The 14,911-nt window shown below is 58.2% G+C and carries 10 protein-coding genes and 1 pseudogene; 2 read left to right on the forward strand and 9 right to left on the reverse strand.

Going from position 1 to position 14,911, the window contains the following annotated elements:
• Window positions 1-30: 30 nt before the first annotated feature.
• Window positions 31-1,209 (forward strand): NO-inducible flavohemoprotein, encoded by a 1,179-nt coding sequence (hmpA, locus tag U9O48_RS16435; protein ID WP_285149779.1) that lies wholly within the window; start codon window positions 31-33, stop codon window positions 1,207-1,209.
• Window positions 1,210-1,351: 142 nt separating this feature from the next.
• On the opposite strand, the gene glnB is transcribed toward hmpA, so the two are convergent.
• The 5 genes from glnB to purL form a co-directional block, all read right to left on the reverse strand.
• Window positions 1,352-1,690: a nitrogen regulatory protein P-II gene (gene glnB / locus U9O48_RS16440; RefSeq protein WP_002914032.1), complete on the reverse strand. Its 339-nt coding sequence runs from the start codon at window positions 1,688-1,690 to the stop codon at window positions 1,352-1,354.
• An 80-nt stretch (window positions 1,691-1,770) separates the two neighbouring features.
• Window positions 1,771-3,108: a two-component system response regulator GlrR gene (glrR, locus tag U9O48_RS16445; RefSeq protein ID WP_282494174.1), complete on the reverse strand. Its 1,338-nt coding sequence runs from the start codon at window positions 3,106-3,108 to the stop codon at window positions 1,771-1,773.
• Window positions 3,105-3,869 (reverse strand): two-component system QseEF-associated lipoprotein QseG, encoded by a 765-nt coding sequence (gene qseG, locus U9O48_RS16450; protein ID WP_285149778.1) that lies wholly within the window; start codon window positions 3,867-3,869, stop codon window positions 3,105-3,107. The genes glrR and qseG overlap by 4 nt, the downstream gene beginning before the upstream one ends.
• On the reverse strand, window positions 3,866-5,299 hold the full coding sequence (gene qseE, locus U9O48_RS16455; RefSeq protein ID WP_282494172.1) for a two component system sensor histidine kinase QseE/GlrK: 1,434 nt from the start codon (window positions 5,297-5,299) through the stop codon (window positions 3,866-3,868). Before qseE ends, qseG begins: the two co-directional genes overlap by 4 nt.
• 536 nt (window positions 5,300-5,835) lie before the next feature.
• Window positions 5,836-9,723 (reverse strand): phosphoribosylformylglycinamidine synthase, encoded by a 3,888-nt coding sequence (purL, locus tag U9O48_RS16460; protein WP_324722806.1) that lies wholly within the window; start codon window positions 9,721-9,723, stop codon window positions 5,836-5,838.
• 251 nt (window positions 9,724-9,974) lie between these two features.
• On the opposite strand from purL, the pseudogene mltF reads away from it, so the two are divergent.
• A pseudogene (mltF, locus tag U9O48_RS16465) lies at window positions 9,975-11,540 on the forward strand (membrane-bound lytic murein transglycosylase MltF); the annotation flags it as partial.
• Here mltF and tadA read toward each other — a convergent pair.
• The 4 genes from tadA to murQ are packed head-to-tail and all read right to left on the reverse strand — an operon-like array spanning window position 11,428 to window position 14,899.
• On the reverse strand, window positions 11,428-11,967 hold the full coding sequence (gene tadA / locus U9O48_RS16470; RefSeq protein ID WP_282494165.1) for a tRNA adenosine(34) deaminase TadA: 540 nt from the start codon (window positions 11,965-11,967) through the stop codon (window positions 11,428-11,430). The pseudogene mltF and the gene tadA sit on opposite strands and share 113 nt — an antisense overlap.
• Before the next feature lie 24 nt (window positions 11,968-11,991).
• The gene (gene yfhb, locus U9O48_RS16475; protein ID WP_285146910.1) at window positions 11,992-12,627 is read right to left on the reverse strand and encodes a phosphatidylglycerophosphatase C; all 636 of its coding nucleotides are present in this window, start codon (window positions 12,625-12,627) and stop codon (window positions 11,992-11,994) included.
• 3 nt (window positions 12,628-12,630) lie between these two features.
• Complete coding sequence (locus U9O48_RS16480) at window positions 12,631-13,992, reverse strand: PTS transporter subunit EIIC (RefSeq protein ID WP_285146911.1); 1,362 nt, start codon at window positions 13,990-13,992, stop codon at window positions 12,631-12,633.
• Window positions 13,993-14,005: 13 nt separating this feature from the next.
• Window positions 14,006-14,899: an N-acetylmuramic acid 6-phosphate etherase gene (gene murQ / locus U9O48_RS16485; RefSeq protein WP_282494162.1), complete on the reverse strand. Its 894-nt coding sequence runs from the start codon at window positions 14,897-14,899 to the stop codon at window positions 14,006-14,008.
• Between the last annotated feature and the right edge of the window lie 12 nt (window positions 14,900-14,911).

Consider the following 14,911-nt stretch of genomic DNA (forward strand, 5'->3'; position numbering starts at 1 on the left):
TCATTAAAATAACCGTCAAAGGAAGTTGCTATGTTAGACGCTCAAACCATCGCTACAGTGAAAGCCACCATTCCCCTGCTGGTCGAAACCGGCCCTAAACTCACCGCCCATTTCTACGATCGTATGTTTGCGCATAATCCGGAGCTCAAAGAGATTTTCAACATGAGCAACCAGCGCAACGGCGATCAGCGCGAAGCCCTGTTTAACGCCATCGCCGCCTATGCCAGCAATATTGAAAATCTGGCTGCGCTGCTGCCTGCCGTTGAGAAAATCGCTCAGAAGCACACCAGCTTCCAGATTCAGCCCGAGCAATATGACATCGTCGGCGGCCATCTGCTGGCGACGCTGGACGAGATGTTCAGCCCTGGACAGGAAGTGCTGGACGCCTGGGGCAAAGCCTACGGCGTGCTGGCCGGCGTGTTTATCAACCGCGAAGCGCAGATCTACAGCGAGCACGCCACAAAAAACGGCGGCTGGGAAGGCACGCGCGCGTTCCGTATCGTGGAGAAGACCCCACGCAGCGCGCTTATCACCAGCTTTGAATTTGAGCCGGTCGACGGGCAGCCGGTCGCGGATTATCAGCCGGGCCAGTATCTCGGCGTGTGGCTGAAGCCTGAAGGGTTCCCGCATCAGGAAATTCGTCAATATTCTCTGACTCGTCAAGCGAACGGCAAAGGCTACCGCATTGCGGTGAAACGTGAAGACGGCGGTCAGGTCTCTAACTGGTTGCATAACCACGCCAGCGTCGGCGATGTCGTGCATCTGGCAGCTCCGGCGGGTGATTTCTTTATGGCGGTGGAAACGAATACGCCGGTGACGCTGATCTCTGCGGGCGTCGGGCAAACGCCGATGCTGGCGATGCTGGATACCCTCGCGGCGTCAAACCACAGTGCGCAGGTTAACTGGTTCCACGCGGCACAAAACGGCCAGGTACATGCTTTTGCTGACGAAGTGAAAACGCTGGGTGCCACGCTGCCGCGCTTCGCGTCTCACGTCTGGTTTAATCAGCCTGAAAGCGGAGACCGGTTTGATAGCGCAGGGCTGATGGATTTACGGACTCAGGAAGGGTTGTTCAGCGATCCGGCGATGCAGTTTTATCTTTGCGGTCCGGTCGGGTTTATGCAGTTTGCAGCGGGTCAGTTGGTTGAGCTGGGTGTGAATGCAGAGCAGATTCATTACGAATGCTTTGGTCCGCATAAGGTGCTGTAGGCCAAAAAAGCCGGGTGGCGGCTTCGCCTTACCCGGCCTACCAGGTAAATGCAAAACGGCAACATCGTTGCCGTTTTTAATGTTTTCGCCCTCTCCCCGTGGGAGAAGATTGGGGTGAGGGCAACAGACCGCACCCCTTTGCTTAAATCGCCGCGTCGTCTTCTTCACCCGTACGAATACGGATCACGCGCGCCACGTCAAAGACGAAGATCTTGCCGTCACCAATTTTACCGGTCTGCGCCGTGCGGATAATGGTATCCACGCAGGTATCCACGATATCGTCGGTCACCACAATTTCGATTTTCACTTTCGGCAGGAAATCCACCATGTACTCTGCGCCACGGTACAACTCGGTATGACCTTTCTGGCGACCAAAGCCTTTCACTTCGGTGACTGTCATCCCGGTGATACCGACTTCCGCCAGCGCTTCACGCACATCATCCAGTTTGAAAGGTTTAATAATCGCATCAATCTTTTTCATGGTGGGTCCTTAAACGCTCGCCTGTCTGTAGCCTCGTAATCGATTGCTCACAGTATCATAGTCAGTCAAATTTTGCGGTACTACTCTTTAAAATCGTTCGCTTCCAGCTCGTGGCGCGACAGCAGTTTGTAGAACTCGGTGCGGTTACGCCCGGCCATGCGCGCGGCGTGGGTGACATTGCCTTTGGTGATCTGCAGCAGCTTGCGCAGATAGTTGAGTTCGAACTGGTTACGCGCTTCGACGAAGGTCGGCAGCGCCGTGTTTTCGCCCTCGAGCGCCTGGTCCACCAGCGCATCGCTGATCACCGGCGAAGAGGTGAGCGCCACGCACTGCTCGATCACGTTCACCAGCTGACGTACATTGCCCGGCCAACTGGCGGTCATCAGACGTTTCATCGCATCGGTAGAAAACGCGCGTACGAAAGGTTTATGACGATCGGCCGACTGACGCAGCAGATGGTTTGCCAGCAGCGGAATATCTTCCGAACGCTCGGCGAGTGCGGGGATTTTCAGGTTCACGACGTTGAGGCGATAGTAGAGATCTTCGCGGAACTCTTTGCGCTCCATCGCTTTCGGCAGATCGCGGTGCGTTGCGGAAATGATGCGCACGTTGATGTCGATATCCCGGTTGCTGCCGAGCGGGCGCACTTTGCGCTCCTGCAATACGCGAAGCAACTTCACCTGCAGCGGCGCGGGCATGTCGCCAATCTCATCGAGGAACAGTGTGCCGCCTTCCGCCGCCTGGAACAGCCCTTCCCGGCTGCTGACCGCGCCGGTAAAGGCTCCGCGCGCATGGCCAAAGAGTTCCGATTCCAGCAGCTGCTCCGGCAGCGCGCCGCAGTTGATGGCGATAAAGGCATTTTTACTGCGCGGGCTGGCGTTGTGGATCGCCTGGGCCAGAATCTCTTTCCCGGTCCCGCTCTGGCCGTTGATCAGCAGGCTGACGTCCGACTGGGCGACCATCCGCGCCTGCTCCAGCAGGCGCAGCATTATAGGGCTGCGGGTGACAATCGACTCGCGCCATTTCTCATCCACCGACGGGGCGGAGTGTTCCAGCGCATCGTCGATGGCTTTGTACAGCGCGTCTTTGTCCACCGGTTTGGTCAGGAAGCTGAATACGCCCTGCTGGGTGGCGGCGACCGCATCCGGGATTGAGCCGTGAGCGGTGAGAATGATCACCGGCATACCCGGCTGCAGCTTCTGGATTTCGACAAACAGCTGCATCCCGTCCATCTCGTCCATGCGCAGATCGCTTATCACCAGATCGACCTTCTCACGGCCCAGCGCTTTCAGCCCTTCCGCGCCGCTTTCGGCGGTGACCACGCTGTAGCCTTCGCTGACCAGACGCATTCCCAGCAGCTTGAGCAGGCCGGGATCGTCATCCACCAGCAGGAGATGGGCAGGTTTGCGGCTTGTCATGGCTTATCGTCCTCTTGTTTCGGCGTCTCGCTCTCCTGCTCCAGCGCTTTGGCGGGCTGCGCAGTGCCTTTTGTATTATCCGGCAAATAGTTGCTGGAGGGCTTGCGGGTGGAGAGCTGCCGTTCAATATCCGTCAGGTTTTCCAGCTTGCGGGTGGTGTTATCAAGCTGGGAGCGTAAGTATTGCTGCTGCTGGCGCAGGGTGTCCAGTTCGCCGTCCGCAGACTGTTGCAGCTTACTGTAGCGTGAGCGCTCTTCGGCGAGCTGTAACTGCAGCACCTGTCCGTCGCGCCACAGCTGATAGAGCGGGCGAATTTGCGCGGGGATCTGCGGGCTGAGCGCATCCATCCGCGAAGTATTGTTGCGACGCTCTACCGGATTGATTTTGGCATTAGCCAGCAAGATGCCGCGCTTGAAGGTGTCCTGCCAGGTGTCGTCGGCCCACTGATGAGCCTGCGCGCGGGCCACGGCGGGGGCTAAACGCTCTGCGCAATCCATGCCGCGCAGCCAGAACAGCGGATTGGATTCGACATCATGGCCGCTGAGCTGCCAGATGTTATCGCAGTCGGTCGACAGGAAATCCGCCAGCTGATGCTCAGGGTATTTATCGTCTTGTTTATCGCTGATCGCGCTTTTTGGCGTGTGCGGCACACAGCCCGCCAGCAGTAAGCATGGCAGACCGATTCGTAAAATTTTGCTGGAAAACGTCGCGCTAAACGCGCGGAAAAAGACGTGTGACATACTCACCAGACTTAGATTCATTTCATTGATTTTTCCGGCTCAAGGGGCAGCTCAATGCGAAAACAGACATCCGCGCGATCGTCGTGGGAGATGTACAACTCCCCGTGCATGCGCCTGATGCAATCGCGGGCAATGCTTAAGCCCAAACCGCTCCCTTTTACCGCACCTTTTCGCTGATGACTTCCCTGGAAAAAGGGCTCAAAAATCATCTTCTGTTCGTCATCCGGAATAGGACTACCGGTGTTGGCGACGTCAATACAGACCCGTGAATTGTGGGTAAAACTGCGAATATAAATGTTACCGGATTCAGTACCATAGTGCACCGCATTGGAATAAAGATTATCCAGCACACTCATTAATAGCATAGGTTCGGCAAAACAGACTGGCTCCTGGAGATCCAGCTCGGTATGCATCATTTTAGCTCGCGCAGGCAGGCTGTGGGCGGAGAGCACCATATCGACCAGCGGTTCTATCTCCACTTTTTCCAGCTCGACGGCACCGTCAGCCAGTTTGCGATTGTAATCAAGCAGTTGTTCAATCAGCTTTTGCAGGTTGCGGCTGCTGTCATCCAGGATTTCGACAATCTCTTTTTGTTCGGTGGTCAGCGGCCCGGCCACTTCGTCGGCCAACAGCTCGGTACCTTCGCGCATACTGGCGAGGGGCGTTTTCAGCTCATGAGAGATGTGACGCAAAAACTGATGGCGCTGAGACTCCAGCCACTGAAGACGTTCCGAGAGCCAGATGATGCGCTGCCCAACGGAGCGTAACTCGCGTGGCCCTTTAAATACCACGGTGTTGCCGAGAGATTTGCCCTCCCCCAGACGATTGATCATCCGTTCGATGCCTTTCACCGGGCCGATGATCATTCGGGTGAAGAGCAGCACCAGCCCGAGGCTGACCAAAAACAGCACCAGCGCCTGCCAGCCAAAGAACTGACCGCGTTCGGCGATCTCCTGCTGTAATTGCAGCCCACGAGATGAAATCACCGCGCGAGTGGATTGCACCATCTCGGTGTTGGCGCTGGCAAAGGCTTCGAGCTTAGCGGTGGCGACCTCGTCCGGGCCGCTGTTTTTGCACTGCAGCTGCCCCAGGTCGTTCAGATCCTGGCGCAGCGCCTGATAGAGTTTGTCATCGGGGAGCACGCCCGCGTGGGCGTCCAGCATTTCGCTGTAGCGTTTGCGCTGGTTCTGATAGACCTTCGCCAGCGTGCGGTCGTCGAGCACGCAGTACTGACGATAGCTGCGCTCCATCTCCAGTGCGGCGTTGGTCATCGCCTCGCTGCGGCGCGCATCAACCAGCGTGGTGCGGTTGGTCTGCGCCGCCTGGGCGCTGAGCGCATTGAGGCTTTGCCACGCCTGCCAGGCCAGAACCAGCAGCGGTAACAGGATCAGCAAGAATGCCATCATAACGAGCTGTCGCAGGGAGCGAGGGAAAATTGACCAGCGTTTCAACGCATGACTCTCTCAATGTGGGTGTTGAGTGATGCTAACTGAGTCAGCCCTTTAGATACAACAAAGCCGGGTAAAAACCCGGCTTTGTTGTGAAATGAGGCGGTGCCTTACTCGACGTTTCGCCCTGGGTCTGATAAAGCATCGCTATAATCAGTAGTTGGACGGCAGGCACCTTGTTGTGCGTCATTCGAAGTTTATGTAGCGCGTCCCGAAGGGGCTGACATAAGAGGGTGAATGAGCCACTGGTTAATATTATGCAACAGCCGTGCCAGAATGCAAAACAAATTATTATCTTACTGTAACATAACAGTTTTATGGCATTAACGCGTTAATTGATGGCTGAACAATTTCCAGGCTAAGTGTCGCTAAATAGATACACCTTCTTACCGCCTTTTCATGCCTCTTATAAATCAATGCCTTACATGTCTCCTTTTGGAGACATCCATGTTATGGGTTTGTCGCAATTTTGCGACAGACATAAAAAAGCCCGGTGGCGCTCACGCTTACCGGGCCTACAAAGACAACTGCGTTAAACCTTAGCCCAGCTGTTTACGCGCATTGCGGAAGATGCGCATCCATGGGCTGTCCTCGCCCCAGTTTTCCGGGTGCCAGGAGTTGCTCACGGTGCGGAACACACGCTCCGGGTGCGGCATCATGATGGTGGCGCGGCCGCTTTCGCTGGTCACGGCGGTGATGCCGTTTGCAGAGCCGTTCGGGTTTGCCGGGTAAGTTTGCGTCACTTTGCCGAAGTGATCGACGAAGCGCAGGGCTACCAGCCCTTTGCTTTCGAGCGTGGCGAGATGCGCCGCATCGCGCACTTCCACCTGCCCTTCGCCGTGAGAAACGGCAATCGGCATCTGCGAGCCCACCATCCCCTGCAGCAGCAGAGACGGGCTTTGGGTCACTTCCACCAGGCTGAAACGCGCTTCGAAGCGGTCGGACTGGTTACGCACAAAGCGCGGCCAGGCGTCGCTGCCCGGAATCAGTTCGCGCAGATTCGACATCATCTGGCAGCCGTTACACACGCCCAGCGCCAGCGTCTGCGGGCGATGGAAGAAGGTTTCGAACTCATCGCGCACGCGATTGTTGAACAGGATGGACTTCGCCCAGCCCTCGCCTGCACCCAGCACGTCGCCATAAGAGAAACCACCGCAGGCCACCAGCGCCTGGAAGTCGTCCAGGCCGGTGCGTCCTGCCAGCAGATCGCTCATGTGAACGTCGATAGCGTCAAAGCCCGCGCGGTGGAACGCTGCGGCCATTTCGACGTGGGAGTTCACGCCCTGCTCGCGCAGAACCGCCACTTTCGGACGCGCGCCGGTCGAGATGTACGGTGCCGCCACGTCTTCGTTGATGTCGAAGGAGAGCTTCACATTCAGGCCAGGATCGCTGTCATTCGCTTTCGCTTCATGCTCCTGGTCGGCGCACTCCGGGTTGTCGCGCAGACGCTGCATCTGCCAGGTGGTTTCGGCCCACCACATACGAAGACGAGAGCGGCTTTCGCTGAAGACCGCATGACCATCAGCTTCAATAACAAAACGATCGCCGGTGACGGCTTTACCCAGATAGTGCACGCAATCCGCCAGGCCATGTTTCGCCAGCAGCGCTTCGACCGCTTCGCGATCCGCCGCACGCACCTGAATCACCGCACCCAGCTCTTCGTTAAACAGCGCGGCCAGACGATCTTCGCCCAGCGTGGCGATGTTCGCTTCCACGCCGCAGTGGCCGGTAAAGGCCATCTCCGCCAGCGTCACCAGCAGGCCGCCGTCTGAACGGTCGTGATAGGCCAGCAGCTTACGTTCAGCCACCAGCGCCTGAATGGCGTCGTAGAAGCCTTTCAGCTGCGCCACGTCGCGCACGTCTGCCGGTTTGTCGCCGAGTTGACGATACACCTGCGCCAGCGCGGTCGCGCCGAGGGCGTTGTGGCCTTTGCCGAGATCAATCAGCAGCAGGGCGTTATCTTCCGTGACCAGCTGCGGAGTGATGGTGTGACGCACATCTTCCACGCGGGCAAAGGCGGTGATGACCAGCGACAGAGGAGAGGTCATCTCGCGCTGTTCGTTGCCTTCCTGCCAGCGGGTTTTCATCGACATAGAGTCTTTGCCGACCGGAATGGTCAGACCCAGCGCCGGGCAGAGCTCTTCGCCCACCGCTTTTACCGCTTCGTACAGGCCAGCATCTTCGCCAGGGTGACCGGCTGCGGCCATCCAGTTGGCGGAGAGTTTGATGCGTTTGATGTCGCCGATCTGGGTCGCCGCGATGTTAGTCAGCGCTTCACCGACCGCCAGACGGGCAGAGGCCGCAAAGTCCAGCAGCGCCACCGGGGTACGTTCGCCCAGCGCCATCGCTTCACCGTAGTAGCTGTCGAGACTCGCAGTAGTCACCGCGCAGTTCGCCACCGGGATCTGCCACGGGCCGACCATCTGATCGCGGGCCACCATACCGGTCACCGATCGGTCGCCGATGGTCACGAGGAAGGTTTTTTCTGCGACGGCTGGCAGGTGCAGAACGCGATTCACCGCGTCGGCAATCGAGATGCCGCGCACATCCAGCGCTTTGCCCGCGGCTTTGCGGGTTTCCACATTGCGGGTCATCTTCGGCGTTTTGCCCAGCAGCACGTCGAGCGGCAGGTCAATCGGCTGATTGTCGAAATGCGGATCCTTCATGCTCAGGTGCAGCTCTTCCGTTGCTTCACCGATGACCGCGTACGGCGCGCGCTCGCGACGGCACAGTTCGTCGAACAGCGGCAGCTGATCAGGAGAGACCGCCAGCACGTAGCGTTCCTGGGATTCGTTACACCAGATTTCCAGCGGGCTCATGCCAGGCTCATCGCTCAGGATGTCGCGCAGGTTGAATTTGCCGCCGCGTCCGCCGTCGCTCACCAGCTCCGGCATGGCGTTAGAGAGACCGCCCGCGCCGACGTCGTGGATGAACAGAATCGGGTTGGCGTCACCAAGCTGCCAGCAGCGGTCGATCACTTCCTGGCAGCGACGTTCCATTTCCGGGTTGTCGCGCTGGACGGAGGCGAAATCGAGATCCGCGTCAGACTGACCGGATGCCATTGAAGAAGCCGCCCCGCCGCCCAGGCCGATGTTCATCGCCGGGCCGCCGAGGACGATCAGCTTCGCGCCGACGGTGATCTCACCTTTCTGCACGTGATCGGCGCGGATGTTGCCGATCCCGCCTGCCAGCATGATCGGCTTGTGGTAGCCGCGCAGCTCTTCGCCGTTGTGGCTGTCGACTTTCTCTTCGTAGGTACGGAAGTAGCCGTTCAGGGCCGGACGACCAAATTCGTTGTTAAACGCCGCGCCGCCCAGTGGGCCTTCGGTCATGATGTCGAGCGCGGTGACGATGCGCTCCGGCTTGCCGAAATCTTCTTCCCACGGCTGTTCAAAGCCAGGAATACGCAGGTTGGAGACGGAGAAACCGACCAGGCCCGCTTTCGGTTTTGCGCCGCGTCCGGTTGCGCCTTCGTCACGGATTTCACCGCCGGAACCCGTCGCCGCACCCGGCCACGGAGAAATCGCCGTCGGGTGGTTGTGTGTTTCCACTTTCATCAGGATATGCGCAGGCTCCTGATGGAAGTCATAGCGCCCTGCTTCGCGGTCGGCGAAGAAGCGGCCTACCTCGGAACCTTCCATCACCGCCGCGTTGTCTTTATAGGCAGACAGCACGTGGTCAGGCGTTTGTTCCATGGTGTTTTTGATCATTTTGAACAGCGACTTCGGCTGTTCTTCGCCGTCGATAATCCAGTCGGCGTTGAAAATCTTATGACGGCAGTGCTCGGAGTTGGCCTGCGCGAACATGTAGAGTTCGATGTCGTTCGGATTGCGGTTCAGCTTCACGAACGCATCCTGCAGGTAGTCAATCTCGTCATCGGCCAGTGCCAAGCCGAGACGCAGGTTGGCGTCAATCAGCGCCTGACGGCCTTCGCCCAGCAGATCCACGCTCTGTACCGGCGCAGGCTGATGGTGAGCGAAGAGCTGCTGTGCGTCATCCAGCGTCGCGAAAACGCTCTCCATCATGCGGTCGTGCAGCTCGTCGGCGACGGTCTGCCACTGTTCCGCGGTGAGGGTTGAGGCTTCAACGTAGTACGCCACGCCGCGTTCCAGACGATTGATCTGGCTCAGGCCGCAGTTGTGGGCAATGTCAGTGGCTTTAGAAGACCAGGGGGAGATGGTGCCAGGGCGAGGCGTCGCAAGGACCAGTTTGCCGGAAGGCGCATGGCTGCTCAGGCTCGGGCCATACTTGAGCAGACGTTCAAGCTGCTCGCGCTGCTGCGCATTTAAGGGAGCATTCAGGTCAGCAAAATGGACATACTCAGCGTAAATATTGCTTACCGGAAGGTCGGCTGCCTGAAAACGTGCCAGCAGTTTGTTGATACGGAAGGCAGACAGTGCAGGCGAACCACGCAGAATTTCCATCATAAGTCTCTCGTCTTCGAAGCGCCTGAGGCGCTTACAGTGTGCGCAAGGGGAAAACGGGCGTCATTATAGAGAATCCTGAGCGCCGACGAAACCGTTTGCGTCGAAATAAAATCATCTCGCCTTTTTATCCATCGGTGTGACCTGTCTCTCTAATTTGTTGCCAACTGACGCAAGTTTGCGCAAAATGCCGCTCAATCAATGGCAAACCTTATAATCAACATGGCTACAGCACACTGAGGCAACGCACGGCGCAGAGAATTAACTAATTGAAAAAATTAAAGATTAATTATCTGCTCATCGGCATTGTGACATTGCTGCTGGCAGCGGCCCTCTGGCCTTCTATCCCCTGGTTCGGCAAAGCCGAAAACCGTATCGCCGCGATCCAATCGCGGGGGGAGCTGCGCGTCAGTACGATCAGCTCTCCGCTGACCTACAACAATGTGAACGGCAAAATCACCGGTCTCGATTACGAGCTGGCGCAGCAGTTTGCCGACTACCTGGGCGTGAAGCTCAAAATCACCGTTCGCCAGAATATCAGCCAGCTGTTTGACGACCTGGATAACGACGATGCCGATATGCTGGCCGCCGGGCTGGTCTATAACAGCGAGCGCAGCAAAAGCTATCAGCCAGGGCCAACCTACTATTCCGTTTCGCAGCAGCTGGTCTATCGCGTCGGCAATTTGCGCCCCCGCACTCTTGCCACTCTGACCGCTCAGCAGCTCACCATCGCGCCCGGGCATGTGGTGATTGAGGATCTGCGCTCCCTCAAAGAGAAAAAATTCCCCGATCTCAGCTGGAAGGTCGACGAGAAGCTCGGCACCACGGCGCTGCTGGAGCAGGTAAAAGATAAAAAGCTGGCGTATACCATCGCCGATTCGGTGGCGATCAGCTTGTTCCAGCGCGTGCACCCGGAGATTGCGGTGGCGCTGGATGTGACCGACGAACAGCCCGTCACCTGGTTTAGCCCTCTCGACGAGGATCAAACCCTCTCCGCCGCGATGCTCGATTTCTTCAATTCGATGAATGAAGACGGCACGCTCGCACGCCTTGAGGAGAAGTATCTCGGCCACGGCGGGGATTTCGATTACGTCGATACCCGCAGCTTCCTGCGCGCGGTGGATAGCGTTCTGCCGGATCTCCAGCCGTTGTTTGAGAAATACGCCCAGGAGATCGACTGGCGTATGCTGGCGGCGATTTCCTATCAGGAATCCCACTGGGACGCGCAGGCGACTTCCCCGACCGGCGTGCGCGGCCTGATGATGCTCACCAAGAACACGGCGCAAAGCCTCGGTCTGACGGACCGTACCGATGCGGAACAGAGCATCAGCGGCGGCGCGCGCTATCTGCAGGATATGATGGCGAAAGTGCCGGAGACGGTGCCGGAGGAGGAGCGGATCTGGTTTGCGCTGGCGGCGTACAACATGGGTTACGCGCACATGCTCGACGCGCGGGCGTTGACCGCCAAAACCAAAGGTAATCCTGACAGCTGGTCTGACGTTAAACAGCGTCTGCCGCTGCTCAGCCAGAAGCCCTGGTATAACAAACTCACCTACGGCTATGCGCGCGGGCACGAGGCCTACGCGTATGTGGAAAATATCCGTAAGTACCAGATAAGCCTGGAAGGGTATCTGCTGGAGAAAGAGAAGGAAGTGATAGAGGCGAATCAGCTGGCGCAGAGCTATCCGGTGGTGTCACCGAATGAGCTTAATCACCCGACGACTTCAGTTCTGCCTTTTGTTGCTTTTTCTGCTGACGGCGCATTCGAAAGAAATCGCTTAATAGCCCCGAACAGTCTGGTGCAAGCACCCCGCCGATAATCTGCACCTGGTGGTTCATGCCCGGGTGCCCGAGCACATCCATCAGTGACCCCGCCGCGCCGGTCTTTTCATCCCGCGCGCCGTACACCAGCGTGCCGATGCGGCTGTGAACCATCGCGCCGGAGCACATCACGCAGGGTTCGAGCGTGACGTACAGCGTGGTGTCGAGTAAACGATAATTCTGCAGTACCAGTCCGCCCTGACGCAGGGCCATGATTTCCGCATGCGCGGTCGGATCGTGGCGGCCAATCGGACGGTTCCACCCTTCGCCAATCACCTGATTGTTATGCACCAGAACGGCACCCACGGGGACTTCGCCCTCATCCCAGGCGCGTTTTGCAAGGGAGAGCGCGTGGCGCATCCAGTATTCATGGTTGAGTTCAAGGTCAGACAACGAAAGGTACTCCAGTTGGAAAGCGGGCGGCATTATACACACCCGTTATGGTTAACACTATTCCAGTTGCTGAAGTTCGCCCGAGGGCGTGACGCGCCAGCGGTGCTGGCAGAAATAAAGCAGCGGGTTATCCTGCTTGCTGTCGCTGTAGCCGCTGTAAAGACGCAGCGGCGTGCCGATTTTCTTTTCAAGCTGCACCACTTTCTCATGGCCCAGACAGCGCAGCGTCAGTACCCAGCCGCCGTAAGCGCGGCCCATCTGGGTGGCAATCAGATTGACGCGCGGCAGCCAGGGGGTGTCGAAATAGACCTGCTCCACCAGCGGCTGCGGCGAGCCGGTAATCAGCCAGATATCGGCGTCGTTGGCGTTGAGATATTGCGTCAGGCGATCCTGAACCACCGGAAACGCGGTGACGTGACCGCGAAACCAGTGGACAAAATCCTGCTGAAGCTGTTTAAGCCGCGCGTCGCTGTGACCAAAGGTACAACCCCACAACAGCAGACTCATGGGCCAGCGCGCCGCGCGCCCTTTCACCAGCAGCGCAATCCCGATAACCGGCAGGAGTGGCAGCACGAGCAGTGCGTTCAGGGGCTGGCGACGCAACAGATAGCGCATAAATGTGCCAAACATATCCTGCTGATGTAGCGTTCCATCCAAATCGAAAAAGACAACGCGACGCTCGTGATTAACCAAACCTTACTCCTCTGGATCGTTGAACCCTAACAGCCAGGTCATCAGGAACCCGGCGATGACTGCTACTAAACAGCCTAACAGATAGAGCATGACTTTTCCGGTCACGATGGTTAATGCCAGCGGTAAACCGGAGATCCCGAAGGTGATAACCGTCGCCACTTTCCAGTAGCTGATCAGCGCGCCACCCACAGCGCCACCGATACAGGCGGCAAGGAACGGCTTGCCGAGCGGCAGCGTGACGCCGAAAATCAGCGGCTCGCCGATGCCCAGCAACCCAACCGGCATCGCGCCTTTGATCACTTTTTTCAGACGTTCGTTACGGGTTTTCATCAGAATGGCGACCGCAGCACCGACCTGCCCCATCCCCGCCATCGACAGGATAGGTAGTAGCGCGTTGTAGCCGTGAGCCTGGACCAGCTCGACGTGGATCGGCACCAGTCCCTGATGCAGCCCGGTTAATACCAGCGGCAGGAAAGTGCCCGACAGTACGGCACCGACCAGCAGTCCGCCGCGATCGATAGCCATCGTCGCGCCGTGAGCAATCGCCTCGGAGATCAGACCGCCCAGCGGCTGGAGCGCCACAATCGCGACAGTACCGGTGATAAGCGTGGTCAGCAGCGGGTTGAGGATCAGTTCGATCGAGCCCGGCAGCAGGTTGCGCAGACGTTTTTCGATCCAGCACATCAGGGCCACCACCAGCAGCACTGCAATGACACCGCCGCGGCCTGGCTGGAGCGCCTCGCCGAACAGGGTGATTTGCGCGAGCTGCGGGCTGGAGAGGATCCCCGCCATCACGCCGCCCATCGCCATCGAACCGCCGTAGACTTTCGCCGCGTTGACCCCCACCAGAATGTTCATGATGGCAAACACCGCGCTGCCGAAGATGCCCAGAATGCCAAGCATATTTGGATAGTGGGTCGCAAAATCCCCGACGATATCCGGGCGCTTGAGGATATTAATGATCCCGGTAATCAGACCCGAGGCGATAAACGCCGGGATCAGGGGGATAAAGACGTTGGCCAGCTGGCGCAGCGCGTCGCTCATTGGGGCTTTGTATTTGGCTTTGGCCTGCGCTTTGTTGCGATCGACATCGCTTAAAGCTGCAGCGCTTTCCCCGGTCATCAAGGCGCGCATCGCATCGACGACCTGCGCGGCTTTGCCCGGTCCGACGATCAGCTGGTGCTGTGCGCCCTGCTTCACGTAGCCGCTGACGCCGGAGAGCTTTTTCAGACGCGCCAGATCGAGCTGATCGTCGTCCTGAACTTCGACCCGCACGCGCGTCATGCAGTTTTCGAGACGGCGAATGTTTTTCTCTCCGCCAATCCCCTGCAGGATGTCGCTGGCGAGCGCTGCTGTTTTTTCCATATACGCCTCAGTGTTAGTTTTGTAATGCCGCGCGCAAGAATCCCTGATGGGCTTCCAGTTTTGCTCGCGCCGCTGTGGCGTCCAGTCCGCTCAGAATCATCAGAATGGCCGGTTTAACGTCGTGGTCGGTTTGCTGGAGAACGGCTTCCGCCTCTTCACGGCTGGCTCCGGTGGCTTCAACGACCATACGGCAGGCGCGGTCCACCAGCTTGATGTTGGTGGCTTTCATGTCCACCATCAGGTTCTGGTAGACCTTGCCGAATTTGACCATCGCGCCCGTGGAGATCATGTTCAGCACCAGTTTTTGCGCGGTGCCTGATTTCAGACGCGTGGAGCCGGTCAGGGCTTCCGGTCCGACGACCGGCGAGATAGCAATGGCCGCCACCTGAGCAATCGGCGAACCTGGATTACATGAGATGGCTACCGTCGTGCAGCCCAGCTGGTTCGCATACTCCAGACCACCGATGACATAAGGCGTGCGCCCGGAGGCCGCCAGGCCAACCACCAGATCGTTTTCGGTCAGGTTGATGGCGATAAGATCGTCGGCCCCCAGCTGTTTGTCGTCCTCGGCCCCTTCGACCGCTTTAAGCAGCGCGCCAGGCCCCCCGGCAATCAGCCCGACTACCAGACCGTGCGGCACACCGAAGGTTGGCGGGCATTCAGAGGCGTCCAGCACGCCGAGACGTCCGCTGGTCCCCGCGCCCATGTAAATAATGCGTCCACCGGCTTTCAGAGCGGCGGCGGCGGCATCGACCGCTTTCGCCACCTCGGGCAATGTCTCTTTCACTGCCAGCGCGACCAGCGTATCCTGTTGATTAAAACGGTTAACAAGGTCGAGAGTGGAGAGCGCGTCGAGATCCATGGTTTGTGGATTACGGGTTTCGGAAACGAGTGAGCCAAGATTCATCTTTTGTACCTC

It is taken from the genome of Lelliottia sp. JS-SCA-14 (genome assembly GCF_035593345.1).
GTDB lineage: Bacteria > Pseudomonadota > Gammaproteobacteria > Enterobacterales > Enterobacteriaceae > Enterobacter > Enterobacter wanjuensis.